Genomic DNA, 16,185 nt, shown 5'->3' with positions numbered 1-16,185 from the left:
CTCGGCAAACCTAGTTCTGCAGCACCAGCCGTTTAGTCGAAACCACCTTATCGTTCTGCAGCAGGCTGTAGAAATACATGCCGGAAGGCAGGTCGGCCAGATTCAGGGCCATGCCACGGTCGGCTGCTTCGGGGCGCAGGGCCACGGTACGTACCTCGCGGCCGATGATATTGCTCAGGCGCAGCCGGTACTCGGTGCCCACGGCAAACTGGCTCATCGAAAGCGTGACCTGACCGTGGGCCGGGTTTGGAGCCAGCGAAAACGTAGGCGTCAGCATGCGGGCGGCCAGCGTGGGCAACCCGGCCGCCGGGGCCTGTTTGGCGGCCGCTGTGCGCGGTACGTAGCTGGCGGCCGCCAGCAGCGGCAACTGCCACAACAGCAGAAATAGGAAGGTGAAGAAGCGAGGCGTAAATTTCATGACATTCAGTAAAGCTATAGCGAAAGAGGGGCAAGCTGGTACCAGAAAAAAGGTGTTTCGGATAACCAGAGCGGTAATTTGCAACTACCGTGCCCACCCTGCCAGGGCTGGCAAGCAATGGGGAGATACATCTTGGAGGATGTAAGTTGCCTACGGTTTAACGCTTTGGGACTCAAGGTACGTAAATAGTTGGTTTTTAGTCGTATGGCTGCGTAAAAATAATCTACTGCGCTGCCTAACGCATAGCCGTGGACCGACTTATGTCAGAACACACTACACGTACCGAATCTGCTTCAGGTCAAAATGGCGTACCTGCCCACCGGTTTCCAATGCCAGCCGGCCCGCTTCATCCAGACCTACAATGCGGCCGTGCAGGCGCTGGCCGTCGGTTTCGTAAGTGTGCGTTTCTCCAAAGCGGTAGAGTACGGCCAGGTATTCCGTGCGCAATTCGCGCACCCGCCCCGCCCGCAACTGTAGGTAGCGACGCTCCAAGCATTCGAGCAGGCGCTCGGCCAGCGGGGCCAGCTGGTAAGTTCGGCCCGTAAGGCAGCCAAGCGAGGTGGCAGTAGGTATCCCAAACTGCTGCTGATTGATATTGAGGCCAATACCGACAACACTATACTGGATTTTTGCGCCGCTGAGTGTGTTTTCGATGAGAATACCACCCAGCTTCTGCGCGCCGTAATACAGGTCGTTGGGCCACTTCACCCGGAGCGCGGGCGTGGGGCCGAGCAGCGCGCTTAGCCAGTCGTGCAGGGCCAGGGCTACGGTCTGGCTGAGCAGGAACTGATCGGCGGCGGGAAGAAAAACCGGCTTCCAAACCACCGACAGCGTCAGGTTTTCGCCGGGCGCGGCCTCCCATTGGTTGCCCCGCTGGCCGCGGCCGGCGGTCTGTTTGTCGGTAACCACGCAGCAGCCATCCGTGGCCCGGTTTTCGCCTATCAGTGTTTGTGCTTCCGAGTTCGTGGAGCCGCATTCGGGCAGCCAGACAAGCTGTTGGCCCGTGAAGAGCGTTTGGGGGGAAAGTGCCGCCATCTGTTTTTCGTACTTTGTGCTAGTCAAACCTACCAAGACCTTATGAAAAGTACCTCAGTTCGACAGGATTCGGACAAGTTGGCAGAAATTGTCGTGAGCGGCATGCAGGAGAAGAAAGCGTCCGATATCGTGGTGCTCAATCTCAAAGAACTTAAAAATGCCGTAGCCGATTATTTTATTATTTGTTCGGCTTCTTCCGACACACAGATCGAGGCAATTGCCCGCTCGGTGGAAGAAGAAGTGGAAAAGCTCACTGGCCAGAACCCCTGGCAGACGGAGGGTCGCACCAACCGCGAGTGGGTTTTGCTCGACTACGTTGATGTGGTTGTGCACATATTTCTGCGCGACCGTCGCCAGTTCTACGCACTCGAAGAGTTGTGGGGCGATGCCAACATCACTTACGTGGAAGAAGAAGCGTCTGCCGCGGCAAACTAAAAGGTGGGTTGCCGTGTCATTAGGTTAGAAGTGAGTAGCTGGTATAAAGTAATGAGATGAGGCTCGGTAGCATTCGCGCCAAAGGCACGTCATCTTACTGCTCAATACCAGCTGTTTGCTGCTGAATACCAAATACTTACTTAGCAATTCATGTCTGATACGACGCCCAAAAAGAAAAAATCCCCCTTGCCCAATCCGGCTCCCAAACCCGGTATGCAGCTGTGGGTCCTCTCCGGGTTGGTGGCGCTCATCCTCGGGATGGTGTATTTCTCTGGCGGCAACCGGTTGGTAGAAATCAAGCAGCGCGATTTTGAGCAGATGCTCACGGCCGGCGATGTAGCCGACGTAGCCCTTGTTAATGACCGGGAGGTACAGGTTACCCTGAAAAAGGAAGCTCTGCAGAAACCCGAATACAAGGGCCGCCTCACCACCCAACGCAGTCCGCTGGCTTTGCCTGGGGCAGGTGTTTCTACTACCGGGCCGCAGTTTGCGTTCCGCGTAGTCGAAGGCAAAGTGTTCAAGGAAGACCTCGACAAGCTGCAGGCTACCCTGCCTACCGACCGCCAGGTTGGACTGAAGGTATCGGAGGAGCGTGGCTTCGGCGACTTCCTCGGTACGTGGGGCTTCATGATTCTGCTCTTCGTGGGCTTCTGGTTCCTAATGCGTCGCATGAGCGGCGCGGGTGGACCAGGCGGCCAGATTTTCAACATCGGTAAGAGCCGCGCTGCCCTTTTTGAGGGTGGTGACAAGGTGAAAATTACGTTCAAAGACGTAGCCGGCCTCGAAGAAGCCAAAGAGGAAGTGGAGGAAATCGTGGAGTTCCTCAAGAATCCCTCGAAGTTCACTGTGCTCGGCGGCAAAATCCCGAAAGGTGCTTTGCTGGTAGGCCCTCCTGGTACCGGTAAAACGTTGCTGGCCAAAGCCGTAGCCGGCGAAGCCGACGTGCCGTTCTTCTCGCTCTCGGGCTCCGACTTCGTGGAGATGTTCGTGGGCGTGGGCGCGGCCCGGGTGCGTGACCTGTTCAAGCAGGCCAAGCTGAAGGCGCCGTGTATCATCTTCATTGATGAGATTGACGCCATCGGCCGCAGCCGCAGCCGTGGCAACACGCCCGGCGGCAACGATGAGCGCGAAAATACGCTCAACTCGCTGCTGGTAGAAATGGACGGCTTTGGTACCGACTCCGGTGTCATCATTCTGGCCGCTACCAACCGCCCCGATACGCTCGATTCGGCCCTGCTCCGGCCCGGCCGCTTCGACCGCCAGATCAGCATCGACAAGCCCGACATCAACGGTCGTACCCAGATTTTCAGCGTCCACCTCAAGCCCCTCACACTGGGCCCCGATGTAGATGACCGCAAGCTGGCAGCCATGACGCCCGGTTTTGCCGGTGCCGAAATTGCCAACGTCTGCAACGAAGCCGCCCTGATTGCCGCCCGCCGCGACAAGAAAATGGTGACCATGCAGGACTTCACCGATGCCGTTGACCGCGTGATTGGTGGCCTAGAGAAGAAAAACAAAATCATCAGCCCCGGTGAGAAGCGCATTGTGGCCTACCACGAGGCCGGCCACGCCGTAGCCGGCTGGTTCCTGGAGCACGCCGATCCGTTGGTGAAGGTGAGCATCGTGCCCCGCGGCGTGGCCGCACTGGGCTATGCGCAGTACCTGCCCCGCGAGCAGTTCTTATACAACACCGAGCAACTCATGGACGAAATGTGCATGACGCTGGGTGGCCGCGCGGCCGAAGAGCTAGTATTTGGCAAGATTTCGACCGGTGCGCTGAGCGACTTGGAGCGCATCACGAAAACGGCCTACAGCATCGTGACCATGTACGGCATGAACGAGAAGCTCGGAAACGTGTCGTTCTACGACTCGAAGGGCCAAGACCAGTACGGTTTCAACAAGCCATACTCGGAAGCCACCTCGCAGATGATTGACGAGGAGGTGCGTGCCATTATCAGCCAAGCGTACGTCCGGACCAAAGAGCTGCTCACTGAGCGCCGCCACGAGTTGGAGGTAATTGCAAAGGAGCTGCTGGAAAAGGAAGTGCTGCTGCAGGATGACTTGTTGCGTCTCGTGGGGCCTCGTCCTTACGATACCCAAACGAGCTACCAGGCCCACATGGCTGGCACCGACCGCTCGGAGACCCTGAGTGAGCGGAAGCAGGAACATCCCGTAGCCCTAGACAATGATCTGCCCGAGTTGAATCTGCCCGGTTTGGATCAAAATGGCGATGTAGCCGGTGGTTCTTCTGCCGGGCCTACGGGTTCAGCTGTAACCCCTATGTAGCCTACAGCCGAAGCACACAAAAAAAGCCCACTGCCAGTATCTGGCAGTGGGCTTTTTTTGTGTGCTTTCTAAACAGGTATGTTTTTGATAATGCGGGATGAGTATATTACTTATGCGGCTCGCTCCTGCAGAAACTGCTGGAATGGTTTCAGAGTACGAATCTTCTCGAAACCTTGATGAGCCAACGCCGTCCGCACTCCGGGCAGCAGGTCCTGTAGCCAGTCCTGGAAATCTGCTTCGGTTGCCGGGAGGCACTGGATGGCCGGCGCGGTCGGAGCATGGTAACTGACGGCGGGCGTGTTGTGCATAGCAGGGTTAAAGCGTGGGTTCGATGACGGAAATACCAAAAAGGTGCCACTCTCTTATTCGCCTTGCTACTGTTCAGCTAGTTAGAATGCCCCTGCCACTCCTTATGGGCTCTACTGTCCCTGCAGGCCGCAAGTATACAGCTGGCATACGCCCGAATTTTATAAGTTGCTATCTGCATCAACCAGCCGGGCTAGCTTCGATTCCCGTAGTGGGTCAATAGGCGACCTCAATTCCCGCGGCGGGTTTCGGCCGTATTTTCATCCGGCCGAAACCCGCGTACATTTGCTGTATGGCCGAAAGCTCTCGTGACCTTGTTCTACGCCGCATCCGCGAGGCCCTGCAGACGCCCGGCCCGGCATCTGCGCCCCGGCCCGATTTTGTGGCTCCGTTACACCCTAGGCCCGCCGCTTCTGATGATTTGGCCGTGGCCTTTGCCCAGAGTTTTGTGCGCGTAGGCGGGGCATTTTACTACTGCGAATCGGAGGAGCATTTCTACGATCAGCTCTTCCTGTATAAAAAGGAGCAGCAGCTGGAAAACCTGTATGTATGGGAGCCAGAGCTAAAGAAGCTGCTGCACGCCGGCGACTTGGTATTTCAGGGGGATGAGGAGGGATTCCGGGAGCATGCCGATGCGGGCCTGACGAGCTGCGAGGCCTTGGTGGCCCGTACTGGTAGCATTCTGGTATCGGGAGCCACAACCAGCGGACGACGGCTGAGTATTTACCCCGATCAGCACTTGGTGCTGGCCCGCACCTCGCAGGTAGTAGCCGACATCGGCGACGCGCTACAGTTGATGCAGAACAAATACGGCCCCGGCAAGCTCCCGTCGATGATTTCCCTCACCTCGGGGCCTAGCCGCACGGCCGATATTGAAAAAACGCTGGTACTTGGGGCCCACGGCCCGCGCCGCTTAGCACTCTTTCTACTGGATGACGCGCCCGCTCCAACTACCTGATCTGGCCCTGCCGCCCGGCCGCCGGGTGTACTTCGCCTCTGATTTTCACCTTGGCGCCCCCGATGCCGCCCGCTCGCGCGAGCGGGAAAAGCGTATTGTGCGCTGGCTCGATGAGGTAGCCCGCGACGCGGCCGCCATCTACCTGCTGGGCGACATCTTTGATTTCTGGTTCGAATACCGCCATGCTATTCCGCGGGGCTTTACGCGCCTGCAGGGCAAGCTGGCCGAGCTGACCGATGCGGGTTTGCCGGTTACCTTCTTCACCGGCAACCACGATATGTGGATGTTCGACTACTTCACCCAGGAGCTCAATATCCCCGTGCTACGCCACCCGGTCAGCCAGCGCATTGGTGGCCACCAGTTCCACATCGGCCACGGCGACGGGCTCGGTCCCGGCGACCACACCTACAAGGTGCTGAAGAAAGTGTTTGCCTCGCCAGTGGCCCAATGGCTGTTTGCGCGGCTGCACCCCAACTTCGGCATTGGGCTGGCCAACCGCTGGAGCCGCCACAGCCGCCTGCAGAACGGCCCCTCCGACGACCATTTTCTGGGCGACGACGAGTGGTTGCTGACTTATTGCCGCGAGATGCAGCAGCAGTTCCCGCACGAGTACTACGTATTCGGCCACCGCCACCTGCCCCTCGACGTAGAAGTAGCTCCCGGCAGCCGCTACATCAACCTCGGCGAATGGGTCAATTATTGCACCTACGGCGTGTATGATGGGCAGCAACTGGCGTTACGGGAATATGAGTTTCAGAAGTGAGCCGTTAGAGTCGATAGGCGAGAAGTTGGTTTGTCATCCGGAGCATGTGGCGCATAGAGCCAGGGTCGAAGGACCCATACCGAAACTAAGCGGCCGTATGATTTGCCCTCTGGATGTGTCCTTCGCCCCTGGCTCTATGCGCTACATGCTCAGAATGACAACTTGGGCCTTCCGCTTCTTCGTTGTTGCACTCCTCACTTCCTGCTTCTCGCTTCCTGCCGCCGCTCAGACCACCGCGCCCCCGGCCGGCTCGGTAGCTCCGGCGGGGCAGGCCGCGCCAGTGGTGCGCCTGCTCCCCGACACAGCCGGCACCGCCCAAGGCTGGCAGCTGGTGCGTAGTGTGGCGCTGCCCCAGCCCGGCGCGGCTTCCCTGGATAGGCGGGGTAACCTGTACGTGACCGACCGTCAGAACAACCTGCGCCAGTTTGGCCCCGAAGGCGAGGCGCTGAACGTGTACGCCCCCCCGCTGCCCGGCCACGTAATGCAGGTAGAGGCCTGGAATACGGCCAAAGTGCTGGTTTTTTATGATGACCGCCAGCAGGTGCTGCTGCTCGACCGGTTCCTGTCGCCCATCAGCGAGCTGCCCTTGCCCCAGTTGCTCGACGGGCAGGCGCGCGTTGTCACGCTGGCCCCCGACGACCGGTACTGGCTCTTCAACGAATCGGACCTGACGCTGCGGCAGTTCGACGCTAGCCAGAAGCGGTTCACCATCACCACGCCCCTCGATATCTTGATTGGCCGGTCGCGGCCCGATTTCCGGTTTTTGCGCGAGTACCAGAACAACCTGTATCTGGTAGATAGGATAGGGGGCGTGTATGTATTCGACAACCTGGGCAACTTCCGCAAGAAACTGCCGCTGCCGGGCCTGAGCTACGTGGGCTTCCGCGCCGATGAGCTCTACTATCTGGGATCAGCCGGCGAGCTACGCTTCTTCCACCTCTACAACCTCACCGAGCGTGCCCTGCCGCTGCCAGTAGCTGGCGTGCAGCAAGTGCTCGTAAGCGACCAGTACGCCTACCTGCTGACGGCAGGCGGCGTGCAGGTGTACAAAATACCGGGCAAGTAAAGGCAAGGAACCGATGCAGATTGGGTGACAATGCAGTATCGGATTGTCAGGTAGTTGTTTATAACGGTTTTGAAGGTGCGGTTCTGTCTTGGGTAGGCAGGCAATGGAGGGACGCCAGCCAACGGTATTTCTGGTTATATTTGGAAACTGCCCGCTTGCCCTGCTCCGCCACAACCATCTCGCCTGTATGCCCACTGCTCCGCGCCGCCGCGCCGCACGCTTTTTGCCGTTTGCGCTACTTTTTACGCTGCTGAGCGCGGCCCTTCCGGTTCAGGTAAAAGCCCAGAGTCCGGCACGGCCCGTGCCGCTGCCCGCCCGAATGGCCCCCGAGTTGCAACGCCCGAGCAACTCCGGGCCGCGTGCGCTACGGGTGAGCGTAACCAACGAAGCGTCGTTTCGGCAGTGGCTGGGGCGCAGCCATCCGGGCGCAGTAGCCGAGTCCGAGCCGCGCCAGCACAACATGCTGCGGGTGCGCGGTATTGCGGCGGCGGCTCTGGCCCAAAGCCCTTTGGTGCTTTTCGTGCAGGGCGCCGACCGCAGGGCACAGCCCGAGCGGGAGTTGGGCGGGCTCGATTTAGGAGCAAATAAAGTAACGGCCGTCCATGCGCGCTACCCTACGCTCACGGGCCAGGGGCTTACAGTTTCGGTGAAAGAAAGCCCCCTGGATATTGCCGACCTCGATTTTAAGGGCCGGTTGCTAGAGCCCGACCCACTGGCCCCCTTGCTCAACTCGCACGCCACTACCATGGCTACCATTATTGCCGGGGGCGGTAACACTTCGCCCGACGGCCGTGGCGTGGCCTGGCAGGCGCGCATCGCCCAGTCGAGCTACGACAACCTGCTGCCCGACGACGGCGCGCTACTTGCCGCACGGAGCGTATCGGTACAGAACCACTCCTATGGGGTTGAGGTGGAGAATTTTTATGGCCTCGAAGCCCGCGCCTACGACCAGCAGGCGCGGCAGTACCCCACGCTACTCCATGTGTTTTCGAGCGGCAACTCGGGCCAACTGCCGGCCCCGGCCGGCCCGTACGCCGGGCTCGACAGTGTGGCCAACCTGACCGGCGAGTTCAAAAATGCTAAAAACAGCCTTAGCGTGGGGGTTACCGACGCATTGGGTTTCGTGAGTCCGCGTAGTTCCCGCGGCCCGGCTCTCGATGGCCGCGTCAAACCAGAGCTGGTGGCATTTGGCGACGGGGGCAGCTCCGATGCAGCGGCGCTGGTTTCGGGTATCAGCCTGCTGGTGCAACAGGCCCATAAGCAGCGGCGCGGTACCCTGCCCAGCGCCGCGCTGGTGCGGGCCGCCCTGCTCAATTCGGCCGACGATGTGGGCCGGCCGCAGGTTGATTTTGTGGCGGGCTACGGCCAGGCCGATGCGCTGGGAGCCGTACAGACGATGCTCGACGGCCGGTTTATGGAAAGCACGGCCACCACCGGGCAAGAGCGGGTATTTTCGATTACCGTGCCTGCCGGTGTGCATCGCCTCAAAGTAACATTGGCCTGGACCGACCCTGAAGCCGCCGCCGGCACGGCCACGGCCCTCATCAACGACCTCGACCTGACCCTGCGCCGGCCCGCCACCAGCCAGCAATGGTTGCCCTGGACGCTGAGCGTCTATCCGCACCGCGACTCGCTGGCCCGCCCCGCCCGCCGCCGCCCCAACCACCGCGACAATGCCGAGCAAATCACCCTCGATACGCCCGTGGCCGGTACTTACGAGTTGCGGGTGCGTGGCTTTGCCGTGCCCCAGGGCCCGCAGGCGTTCAGCGTAGCCTACGAGTTCGAAACGGGATTAAGCTGGGTGGCACCCAACAAAGCCCGGGGCCTGGAAGCTGCCGGAGCCGGCCAGCTGCTGCGCTGGCAGTGGGCCGGCCCTGCCACTACGGCCCGGCTCGAATACAAGCCCGTGGGCCAGCCGGTTTGGGCAGTGCTTAGCCCCAGCGTTAACCTAGCTGATAAACTTTACCGCTGGACGGCCCCCGATGTCACCCAGCCCGGCCAACTGCGGCTGGTGGCCGGGGCTACAACAGTTGTATCCGATACGTTTTTCGTGGCCCGCCCGCTGGCACTTACTGTGGCCTACAGCTGCCCCCAGGAAGCGCTACTAACGTGGCGGCGGGTGCCCGGCGCCACGCAATACCGGGTGTACGCCCTCGGCGCCACTATGCTCATGCCGCTTCGGTCGGTTGCTGATACGGTGCTGGTGCTTACGGCCTCCGAGGCCGCCGCCCGCTACTTTGCCGTAGCGCCGGTTATAAGCGGGCGCGTTGGTATGCGGGGCCCGACGCAGGATCTGGAGCAGGCTGGCAATGAATGCTACGTGCGGTCTTTTCTGCCCCGCCAGCTGGTAACCGATACAGTGCAGTTCGACCTGACCCTGGGCTCTACCTTTCGGGTGCAGACTATAGCGCTGCAGCGCCAAAGCCCCGACGGTAACTTTGAGGATATCCAACTGCTGAATGCGGGGGCAGTCACCAGCCTGGTGCTCATAGATCCTGTCCCGGTTACAGGGTATGCGCAGTACCGGGCGCGGCTCCGGCTTGATAATGGTAGCGAGGTCTACAGCAAGCCGGAACGGGTATTCCGGGTGATAGATGCGGCAGCTGTGCTGGTATATCCGGTGCCAGTAGTGGCCGGCGAGCCATTGCGCATTGTGCTGCCTCCCGATCAGGCTGCCGATGTGCGGGTATATGATTTGATGGGACGTCTGCACTTTGCAAACGTCGTAACCGAAGGCACCATCAAGCGAATCGCAACCGAAACACTGTCCCCCGGCTCCTACGTGTTGCGCATTAGCCTGCGGGGCGGTGCCACTATCACCCGCCGCATCACTGTGCTGTAGCTGTGCTCCTGGTACAGATTATCTGGCAGCAGCAGCAGCAGACAACAAGATCAAGCGGTTAGCTCCGGCTGTTCGGCCGGGCAAGTGCCGGGCATATGTAACTCAGCGCTACAGGATAATCAATGTAAGGCCGATTGCTTGTCGGTTTAACGGGCAAAAGGCGGTACGAAGTGTTGCCTGGTTGGCGTGCTGCCATAAATAGGCTGCAGCTAAGTGAAAGCTGCATAATGCTCAGCAGTTGCACCAGCGGAAGGACCATTGTGATTTGACAGCCAGCTTCCTCGCTGGCTAAACCGCCATGCGGCAACAGCAACGATATATCTTTTAATGAGACTGTGTAATGCAAAGAAGGCCAGCCTCAAGAGGCTGGCCTTCTTTTATCCTGGAAATACCCTACAGATGCGGGGAACCCGGGATTTAGTACACGTAATTTAAAGCAGTTACGTCGTTAGCGTTGAACGGACGGTTGCCGCCGCTGCCGATGCAAGCCAGCATCCACGAGCTCGGGTCGGGGCCGCTAGGCGTGCCGGGGATGTAAACGGCTCCCACGGTGCTGGCGCCTTCGTTCACGGCCGCACCGCCGCAGCTGTACTGGCGGCTCATGTAGTCGGTGTGACGGAAGCCGATGCAGTGACCGATTTCGTGGGCCAGGATGGTGGCGATGTAGGTGCTGGCGTTGGCCGTGCCAATGGCATCAGAGTTCACCTGTACCGAGTTGAACGGGTTGCCGTTGGTGGGGAAACCCGCCGAGGCCAAGTACGAGGAACCGGCGGGGGCTTTGCTTAGCAGAATGTTGTAGCTTGACGAAACGCGCAGAAACTTAATCCGCAAGTTTTGGGCATTGAAGCGGCGGATGGCCTCGTCCGTGGCCGTCACATAGGCTGAAGGGAGGGACGTGGTGATGGCCACGCGGATGGTGCGGCCCGTACCCACGCTCACGAGGTTGTTGGTGCGGTATTGCTCATCCTGCCCTACGCGCAGCATGTTCTGCTCGGGAGCACTGGCCAACATTTCATTGGTCAGCACAATATCGCCTTCCACCAATACTCCTCCTTCTACTTTCAGGGCTCCGGTCGAAGTGAAACCAAGCGCCTTAATCTGGCTGATGGTTTCCTCCGATACTTGGTTTTTAACGGTAACGCTTTCTTTTTCCTGACACGAGGAAAGGCCTAGGCCAAGTCCGGTAGCAGCCAACAAAGCCAGTAGAGTACTTTTCTTCATGGTGTTTGGTTGTAAGAGGTAGAGTGGTTGAACAATGAGGTAAACCTAGTACTTTGTTGATGATATTTCAAAATACAAGACACCTGATTGACAAAATCATATACATTGTACTTTGATTATGAAGATTGTATAAAATGACGTAATCGGCTCATTTAATAGAATTAAAGCGGTTTATGTGGATTGTATGAAGAGAAAAATGTTTTCGCGTTCTGGTTGCCCAATCCGTGCGCTACTACCAATCCAACTTCTGTGGTGGCCATAGACGTTGCTAAATGGCCGGTATTAGCTGCCCCGGCTATTTGGCTATCTTTGTCGATAACCCATTTCGTGCCGCTGGCTTATTGGTCGCGGACTTACCTATATAGATTCTCCAAGCCGTGGCTTGTTCCTCCTGTTCTTCCGGCGGCGGCGGTTGCTCTACTAATTCTACCACTTCGGGCTGCGGCTCGAAGGGTAGCTGTAGCAGCGGCTGTACCCGCCTTAATGTATTCGACTGGCTCCAGGATCTGGATATGCCCAGCGACTTTAAAGAGTTCGATCTTGTGGAAGTCCGCTTTAAGGGCGGCCGCAAAGACTTTTTCCGCAACCAGAGCCGTCTGCCGCTCATCACCGGCGACGCCGTAGTGGTGGAAGCGGCCGGCAGCGGCTGGCATCTGGGGCACGTTTCGCTCAAGGGCGAGCTGGTACGCCTGCAGATGAAAAAGAAAAAGGTGCCCCTCGACTCCAAAGACATCCGCCCTATTCTGCGGGTGGCCACCGACGATGACGCCGAACGCTGGCAAGCCGTGCGCGACCTTGAAACGGGCACCATGTTCCGGGCCCGCGCCGTGGTCGAGGAGCTGCGCCTGCGCATGAAGCTCTCCGACGTGGAGTATCAGGCCGACCGTACCCGTGCCACGTTCTTCTATTCGGCCGACGACCGCGTGGACTTCCGCGACCTGATCCGGCGGCTGGCCGACGAGTTTCGGGTGCGGGTAGAGATGCGCCAGATTTCGCTGCGCCACGAAGCCGGCCGCCTTGGTGGTATCGGTAGCTGCGGGCGCGAGCTGTGCTGCTCCACCTGGCTATCCGACTTTAAGAGCGTGAGTACCACCGCCGCCCGCTACCAGAACCTGAGCCTGAACCCGGCCAAGCTTTCGGGCCAGTGCGGCCGCCTCAAATGCTGCCTCAACTACGAGCTCGACACCTACCTCGACGCGCTCAAGGACATTCCGCAGGTGCAGCGCCCGCTGCTGACTGAAAAGGGCGAGTACACGCTGCAGAAAACCGATATTTTCCGCCGTAAAATGTGGTTTGCCGTGCGCGGCGACAACAACTGGGTAGTGCTGCCGGTGGAGCGCGTGCGCGAAGTGCTGGAGATGAACAAGCGCGGCGAAAAGCCCGATACGCTGCTCGTACCCATGCGCGAAGAGGAGCGGGCCCCCGAAGTAACGGCCATCGTGGAAGGCTCGCTGGAGCGCCTCGACGACAAAATAACCTCTTCGGCTTCCAAGCGACCCAAGCGCGGCAAAAAGAAGCCCACCGACGAAGCTCCGGCCGCCGTGCGTGCACCGCGCTCCGGCCGGCCCGAACGCCCTGCCCGGGTTGCCGCGCCCGATGCCGATGATGCTACCGCTCCCGCTAAGGCAGCCGGCCCGGCCGAAGGAGCCGATGCCGCCGAGGAGCGTGCGCGGCCCCGGGGGGCCGCAGCTAAACCCCTCAACCGTCGCTCGGGCCGTGGCCGTGGCGGTGAGGGCCGTGGCGAAGGCCGTGGCGAAAACCGGCGCGGGGCGGGTCGCACGACGCCCGAAGGCGGACCCCCTGATGCGCCCCGCCCCGCCCGCGAAGGTGGCCGCCCGCCCCGCAACGCCGGCTCCGAAGGCAGTGCTGATGGCAGCCAGCCGGAAGGTGGCGAAGGCCGTTCGGCCGAGCGCCGGGGCCGTTCGGGCAGCCGCCGTACGGGCCGTTCAGCCGGCCGCGAAGGCCGCGCCGATGGCGGCAGTAACTCACCCTCACCTTCCGCCGACTCCTGATGGTTAGCTTTTCTGACTCTATGCACGCTTTCTCGCGTGGATTTATGGTTTTGGCGGCCGGATTGTTGCTGACCGCCTGCGACCCGGCCGAGGTCTACGAAAAGAACATCGACCTGACTTCGCCTGCCGGCGACCCTTACGTGTGGGCCGTGCAGGACAAGCCGACGTTCGAGTTTGAAATAACTGATCCGGCAGCCCGCTACGACGTATTTCTCAACATTCGGAACACCACCAACTACAGTTACTACAACCTCTTTGCGCGGATGACGCTTACCGGGCCCGATGGGCGGATTATCTCGCGTAAGCTGCACGATATGAACCTGATGGACCCGAAAACCGGCGAACCGCTGGGCAACGGCAGCGGCGACATTTTCGACCACCGCATTCTGGCCTTGCCCAACCAGGAGTTCAGCCAGCCCGGCACATATCGTATTCAGTTGGAGCAGTACATGCGGCAAGACCAGCTGCCCGGTATTATGGCCGTGGGCGTGCGCGTAGCCCGCCACGAAGCGGGTAAGTAGCAGGGGCTTTATTCTGCAGCTTACCGTCGCCAACACATAACTGGTAGTGCCAATCAAGAGCAGGGTCCCGGCCCGCCGAAACAAGCTGTTTCGGCGGGCCGGGACCCTGCTCTTGATTGTTAATGCGAATTCGTAGATGACAATTGGAAATAAAGTAGCTTAAATCCGCTCCACTTTCACTGCGTTCAGGCCTTTACGACCATCAACAATATCAAAGCTAACGCGGTCATTTTCGCGGATTTCGTGAACGAGACCAGTCTGGTGAACAAAGATTTCCTGGTTGTCTTCGTCTTGCACGATGAAGCCAAAGCCTTTGGCTTCATTGAAAAATTTAACGGTACCTGTTTTCATAAAGGTGTTAAATGGTTGAGGAAATGGTGGAAAGGAAAGCAAGAGAGCGTGAAGCGAATGCTATAACTAAGCGCGGTAAATCTACGCTGTTTTTTAAAGCAACAAAAAAGGCCGGTGGCAAAACGTGGCTGCCGGGGCTGCGTATGTAACAGCACTGCCACCTAAGCCTTCCGCATCCATGTCCGATAACGCCCAGAAGTCCGCTACCACACCCGAAAATCCTGCCAACGCGCTGCCAATCGAGCTGCGCACCCCGGATAATACCGCCGCCGGGCAGCCTGTGGCCAACGACGAGTTCAACCACGAGCAGAACGAGGTGGCCGGGGCTAGCCGCGGCGAATTTGGCCGCCAGTCGGACCAAGGGGCCACCCAGGGAGGCTACGGCAACGAAGCCAGCCGCGGTATCGATACGTACGCCGGCCCGCCGGTGCAGGCGCCTGCCACCTCGGGCTACGTGGGCGAGCGGGCCCAGAACAATGATGGCTTCCCATCGACTGAAAACGGCAGCTTTGGTACCGTAGCTGTAGGAGCCGGACATAATGCTCCTGAGTCGGCAGTAGGCCCCTTGTTTGGTAACGACAACGACGCTCCTACGGGCACGGGCTCGGCTTACGCGCAGAACTACGGTACCTCCTCGCTCGGTGGCCAGTCAAACGCCGAGACTGAGGGTGCCGACATGCAACGCAACCAACGCGAAGATTATATGCCCGGCCACCCCGAAGGCGGCCCCGTAGGCCAACGTACCGGGCAGGCTCCGGGCAATGCCGGGCATGGCAGCGACGAGGCCGGTGCTACCCCACCCACCCGCGCCGACCGCAGCGGCTACGAGGCGGCTGGCTCGCCCGACTCGCAGGGCAGCGAGCAGGAGGGTTTCGGCACAAAGGGCGGCTCTTATAATGATGAGTACGACGACTCGCAGCCGAGTGGTACCGAAGGCTCGCCGGCCAAAGGCGACTTCGACAAGCAGCAAGGTGCCAAAAACTACGGAGCGGCGTCGGATGAGCGGACCGATTCGCCTAACTCGCCCGACTACGGCTCGGTGCCCGGTCCCCCCGTGAAGTAACCGGCCTGCCCCGATTTCGGCCCGCAGCCGTTGCCCGTTTGTGGCAGCGGCTGCGGGCCATTTTTTATGGGCCGGCTGGCTGGTAATCCGCTGCTAAATCACCTATATTTCAGGGTTCTTAACAGCCTGAATATGAGAAGCCTTGGTTTGTGTACAATTCTGCTGTTACTGCTGCTGCCCCGGTCGGTAGATGCCCAGCCGACTGCTCGTCCCGACTCGGTTAGCCCGCCGGTTACGCGTTCCTGGCTGGTGCGACCCGCTACTGTACGCGTTGCGGTACCCGTAGTGCTGGTGGCAATGGGTTACGCCAGCCGCAACGAGAATTTTTTGGATGAATTAAAAGAGTATGTGCGGCACGAGACCCACGAAAAATTCCCACGTTTCCATACCAGCCTCGACGACTACAGCCGTAGCGCGCCGCTGGTAGCCTCCTACAGCCTGTTTGCGCTGGGTATGAAAGGGGAGCGGGGCATCGTGCCCTTCACTGCCTGCTTCGGTCTGGCCCACGCCCTGAACACGGGGCTGGTCAGCAACCTCAAGCGCCTGAGTGCTACCCGCCGCCCCGATTCTCCTACTGATTTAAGCTCCTTCCCCTCGGCCCATACGGCCGATGCCTTTCTGACGGCGACGCTGCTACACGAGCAGTTTGGCCGCGGCCGTCCCTGGCTGTCGGTGGCGGGCTACGGCGTAGCCACGGCCACTGGTGCCATGCGCATGCTCAACGACCGGCACTGGCTCACCGACGTGGTGGCGGGAGCCAGCGTGGGCTTTTTATCGGCCGAAACCGTGTGGCGGCTCTACCCCGTGCTGGCCCGCCACTTGCCGGGCCATTTAGGCCAGAAACTACTGCTTATGCCTACCTACGCCCCCGGCGGAACCGTTGGCGCGGTACTGGTGCTGCGGTAGAG

At 59.9% G+C, this 16,185-nt stretch carries 15 protein-coding genes; 10 read left to right on the top strand and 5 right to left on the bottom strand.

The window, feature by feature from the left end:
- Positions 1–10: 10 nt before the first annotated feature.
- Together HW556_RS00195 and HW556_RS00190 are read right to left on the bottom strand one after the other, a co-directional pair.
- Entirely contained in the window at positions 11–418 is a 408-nt protein-coding gene (locus HW556_RS00195) for a T9SS type A sorting domain-containing protein (RefSeq protein ID WP_176896879.1), read from the bottom strand.
- A gap of 273 nt (positions 419–691) precedes the next feature.
- Complete coding sequence (locus tag HW556_RS00190; protein ID WP_176896877.1) at positions 692–1,453, bottom strand: biotin--[acetyl-CoA-carboxylase] ligase; 762 nt, start codon at positions 1,451–1,453, stop codon at positions 692–694.
- 42 nt (positions 1,454–1,495) lie between these two features.
- On the opposite strand from HW556_RS00190, the gene rsfS reads away from it, so the two are divergent.
- Both rsfS and ftsH read left to right on the top strand, forming a co-directional pair.
- Positions 1,496–1,888, top strand: coding sequence for a ribosome silencing factor (gene rsfS / locus HW556_RS00185; protein ID WP_176896875.1), 393 nt, complete (start codon positions 1,496–1,498; stop codon positions 1,886–1,888).
- 150 nt (positions 1,889–2,038) lie between these two features.
- The gene (ftsH, locus tag HW556_RS00180) at positions 2,039–4,174 is read left to right on the top strand and encodes an ATP-dependent zinc metalloprotease FtsH (protein WP_176896873.1); all 2,136 of its coding nucleotides are present in this window, start codon (positions 2,039–2,041) and stop codon (positions 4,172–4,174) included.
- A gap of 110 nt (positions 4,175–4,284) precedes the next feature.
- On the opposite strand, the gene HW556_RS00175 is transcribed toward ftsH, so the two are convergent.
- Positions 4,285–4,482 (bottom strand): hypothetical protein, encoded by a 198-nt coding sequence (locus HW556_RS00175; protein WP_176896872.1) that lies wholly within the window; start codon positions 4,480–4,482, stop codon positions 4,285–4,287.
- 290 nt (positions 4,483–4,772) lie between these two features.
- Here HW556_RS00175 and HW556_RS00170 point away from each other — a divergent pair, with 290 nt between their 5' ends.
- The 4 genes from HW556_RS00170 (at position 4,773) to HW556_RS00155 (ending at position 10,109) form a co-directional block, all read left to right on the top strand.
- Positions 4,773–5,438, top strand: coding sequence for a LutC/YkgG family protein (locus tag HW556_RS00170; RefSeq protein ID WP_176896870.1), 666 nt, complete (start codon positions 4,773–4,775; stop codon positions 5,436–5,438).
- The gene (locus tag HW556_RS00165; RefSeq protein WP_176896868.1) at positions 5,413–6,201 is read left to right on the top strand and encodes a UDP-2,3-diacylglucosamine diphosphatase; all 789 of its coding nucleotides are present in this window, start codon (positions 5,413–5,415) and stop codon (positions 6,199–6,201) included. Before HW556_RS00170 ends, HW556_RS00165 begins: the two co-directional genes overlap by 26 nt.
- A 115-nt stretch (positions 6,202–6,316) precedes the next feature.
- Entirely contained in the window at positions 6,317–7,267 is a 951-nt protein-coding gene (locus HW556_RS00160) for a hypothetical protein (RefSeq protein WP_176896867.1), read from the top strand.
- Positions 7,268–7,454: 187 nt separating this feature from the next.
- Entirely contained in the window at positions 7,455–10,109 is a 2,655-nt protein-coding gene (locus HW556_RS00155; protein ID WP_176896866.1) for a S8 family serine peptidase, read from the top strand.
- A gap of 417 nt (positions 10,110–10,526) precedes the next feature.
- Here the strand turns inward: HW556_RS00155 and HW556_RS00150 are convergent, their stop codons facing one another.
- On the bottom strand, positions 10,527–11,330 hold the full coding sequence (locus HW556_RS00150) for a M57 family metalloprotease (RefSeq protein WP_176896865.1): 804 nt from the start codon (positions 11,328–11,330) through the stop codon (positions 10,527–10,529).
- A gap of 512 nt (positions 11,331–11,842) precedes the next feature.
- Here HW556_RS00150 and HW556_RS00145 point away from each other — a divergent pair.
- A complete protein-coding gene (locus tag HW556_RS00145; RefSeq protein ID WP_176896864.1) occupies positions 11,843–13,342 on the top strand; it encodes a PSP1 domain-containing protein in 1,500 nt (499 codons plus the stop codon).
- Positions 13,343–13,362: 20 nt separating this feature from the next.
- Positions 13,363–13,863, top strand: coding sequence for a gliding motility lipoprotein GldH (locus HW556_RS00140; protein WP_176896863.1), 501 nt, complete (start codon positions 13,363–13,365; stop codon positions 13,861–13,863).
- Between the two features lie 159 nt (positions 13,864–14,022).
- Here HW556_RS00140 and HW556_RS00135 read toward each other — a convergent pair whose 3' ends face one another.
- Positions 14,023–14,214, bottom strand: a complete 192-nt coding sequence (locus tag HW556_RS00135; protein WP_176896862.1) for a cold-shock protein — start codon at positions 14,212–14,214, stop codon at positions 14,023–14,025.
- 178 nt (positions 14,215–14,392) lie between these two features.
- On the opposite strand from HW556_RS00135, the gene HW556_RS00130 reads away from it, so the two are divergent.
- Together HW556_RS00130 and HW556_RS00125 are read left to right on the top strand one after the other, a co-directional pair.
- Positions 14,393–15,277, top strand: coding sequence for a hypothetical protein (locus HW556_RS00130; protein WP_176896861.1), 885 nt, complete (start codon positions 14,393–14,395; stop codon positions 15,275–15,277).
- Between the two features lie 132 nt (positions 15,278–15,409).
- Positions 15,410–16,183, top strand: coding sequence for a phosphatase PAP2 family protein (locus HW556_RS00125; RefSeq protein WP_176896860.1), 774 nt, complete (start codon positions 15,410–15,412; stop codon positions 16,181–16,183).
- The last annotated feature ends 2 nt before the right edge of the window (positions 16,184–16,185 follow it).

This window comes from Hymenobacter terrestris, from assembly GCF_013377905.1.
GTDB classification, from domain to species: Bacteria; Bacteroidota; Bacteroidia; order Cytophagales; family Hymenobacteraceae; genus Hymenobacter; species Hymenobacter terrestris.
Note: the sequence above shows the minus strand (reverse complement) of the source record. Positions and strands in the feature narration are given on the sequence as shown.

Excerpts from the sequence above, each read along its gene's own strand:
- HW556_RS00195 (WP_176896879.1), bottom strand. The coding sequence starts at position 418 with ATGAAATTTACGCCTCGCTTCTTCACCTTCCTATTTCTGCTGTTGTGG.
- HW556_RS00190 (WP_176896877.1), bottom strand. The coding sequence starts at position 1,453 with ATGGCGGCACTTTCCCCCCAAACGCTCTTCACGGGCCAACAGCTTGTC.
- rsfS (WP_176896875.1), top strand. The coding sequence starts at position 1,496 with ATGAAAAGTACCTCAGTTCGACAGGATTCGGACAAGTTGGCAGAAATT.
- ftsH (WP_176896873.1), top strand. The coding sequence starts at position 2,039 with ATGTCTGATACGACGCCCAAAAAGAAAAAATCCCCCTTGCCCAATCCG.
- HW556_RS00175 (WP_176896872.1), bottom strand. The coding sequence starts at position 4,482 with ATGCACAACACGCCCGCCGTCAGTTACCATGCTCCGACCGCGCCGGCC.
- HW556_RS00170 (WP_176896870.1), top strand. The coding sequence starts at position 4,773 with ATGGCCGAAAGCTCTCGTGACCTTGTTCTACGCCGCATCCGCGAGGCC.
- HW556_RS00165 (WP_176896868.1), top strand. The coding sequence starts at position 5,413 with ATGACGCGCCCGCTCCAACTACCTGATCTGGCCCTGCCGCCCGGCCGC.
- HW556_RS00155 (WP_176896866.1), top strand. The coding sequence starts at position 7,455 with ATGCCCACTGCTCCGCGCCGCCGCGCCGCACGCTTTTTGCCGTTTGCG.
- HW556_RS00150 (WP_176896865.1), bottom strand. The coding sequence starts at position 11,330 with ATGAAGAAAAGTACTCTACTGGCTTTGTTGGCTGCTACCGGACTTGGC.
- HW556_RS00145 (WP_176896864.1), top strand. The coding sequence starts at position 11,843 with ATGCCCAGCGACTTTAAAGAGTTCGATCTTGTGGAAGTCCGCTTTAAG.
- HW556_RS00140 (WP_176896863.1), top strand. The coding sequence starts at position 13,363 with ATGCACGCTTTCTCGCGTGGATTTATGGTTTTGGCGGCCGGATTGTTG.
- HW556_RS00135 (WP_176896862.1), bottom strand. The coding sequence starts at position 14,214 with ATGAAAACAGGTACCGTTAAATTTTTCAATGAAGCCAAAGGCTTTGGC.
- HW556_RS00130 (WP_176896861.1), top strand. The coding sequence starts at position 14,393 with ATGTCCGATAACGCCCAGAAGTCCGCTACCACACCCGAAAATCCTGCC.
- HW556_RS00125 (WP_176896860.1), top strand. The coding sequence starts at position 15,410 with ATGAGAAGCCTTGGTTTGTGTACAATTCTGCTGTTACTGCTGCTGCCC.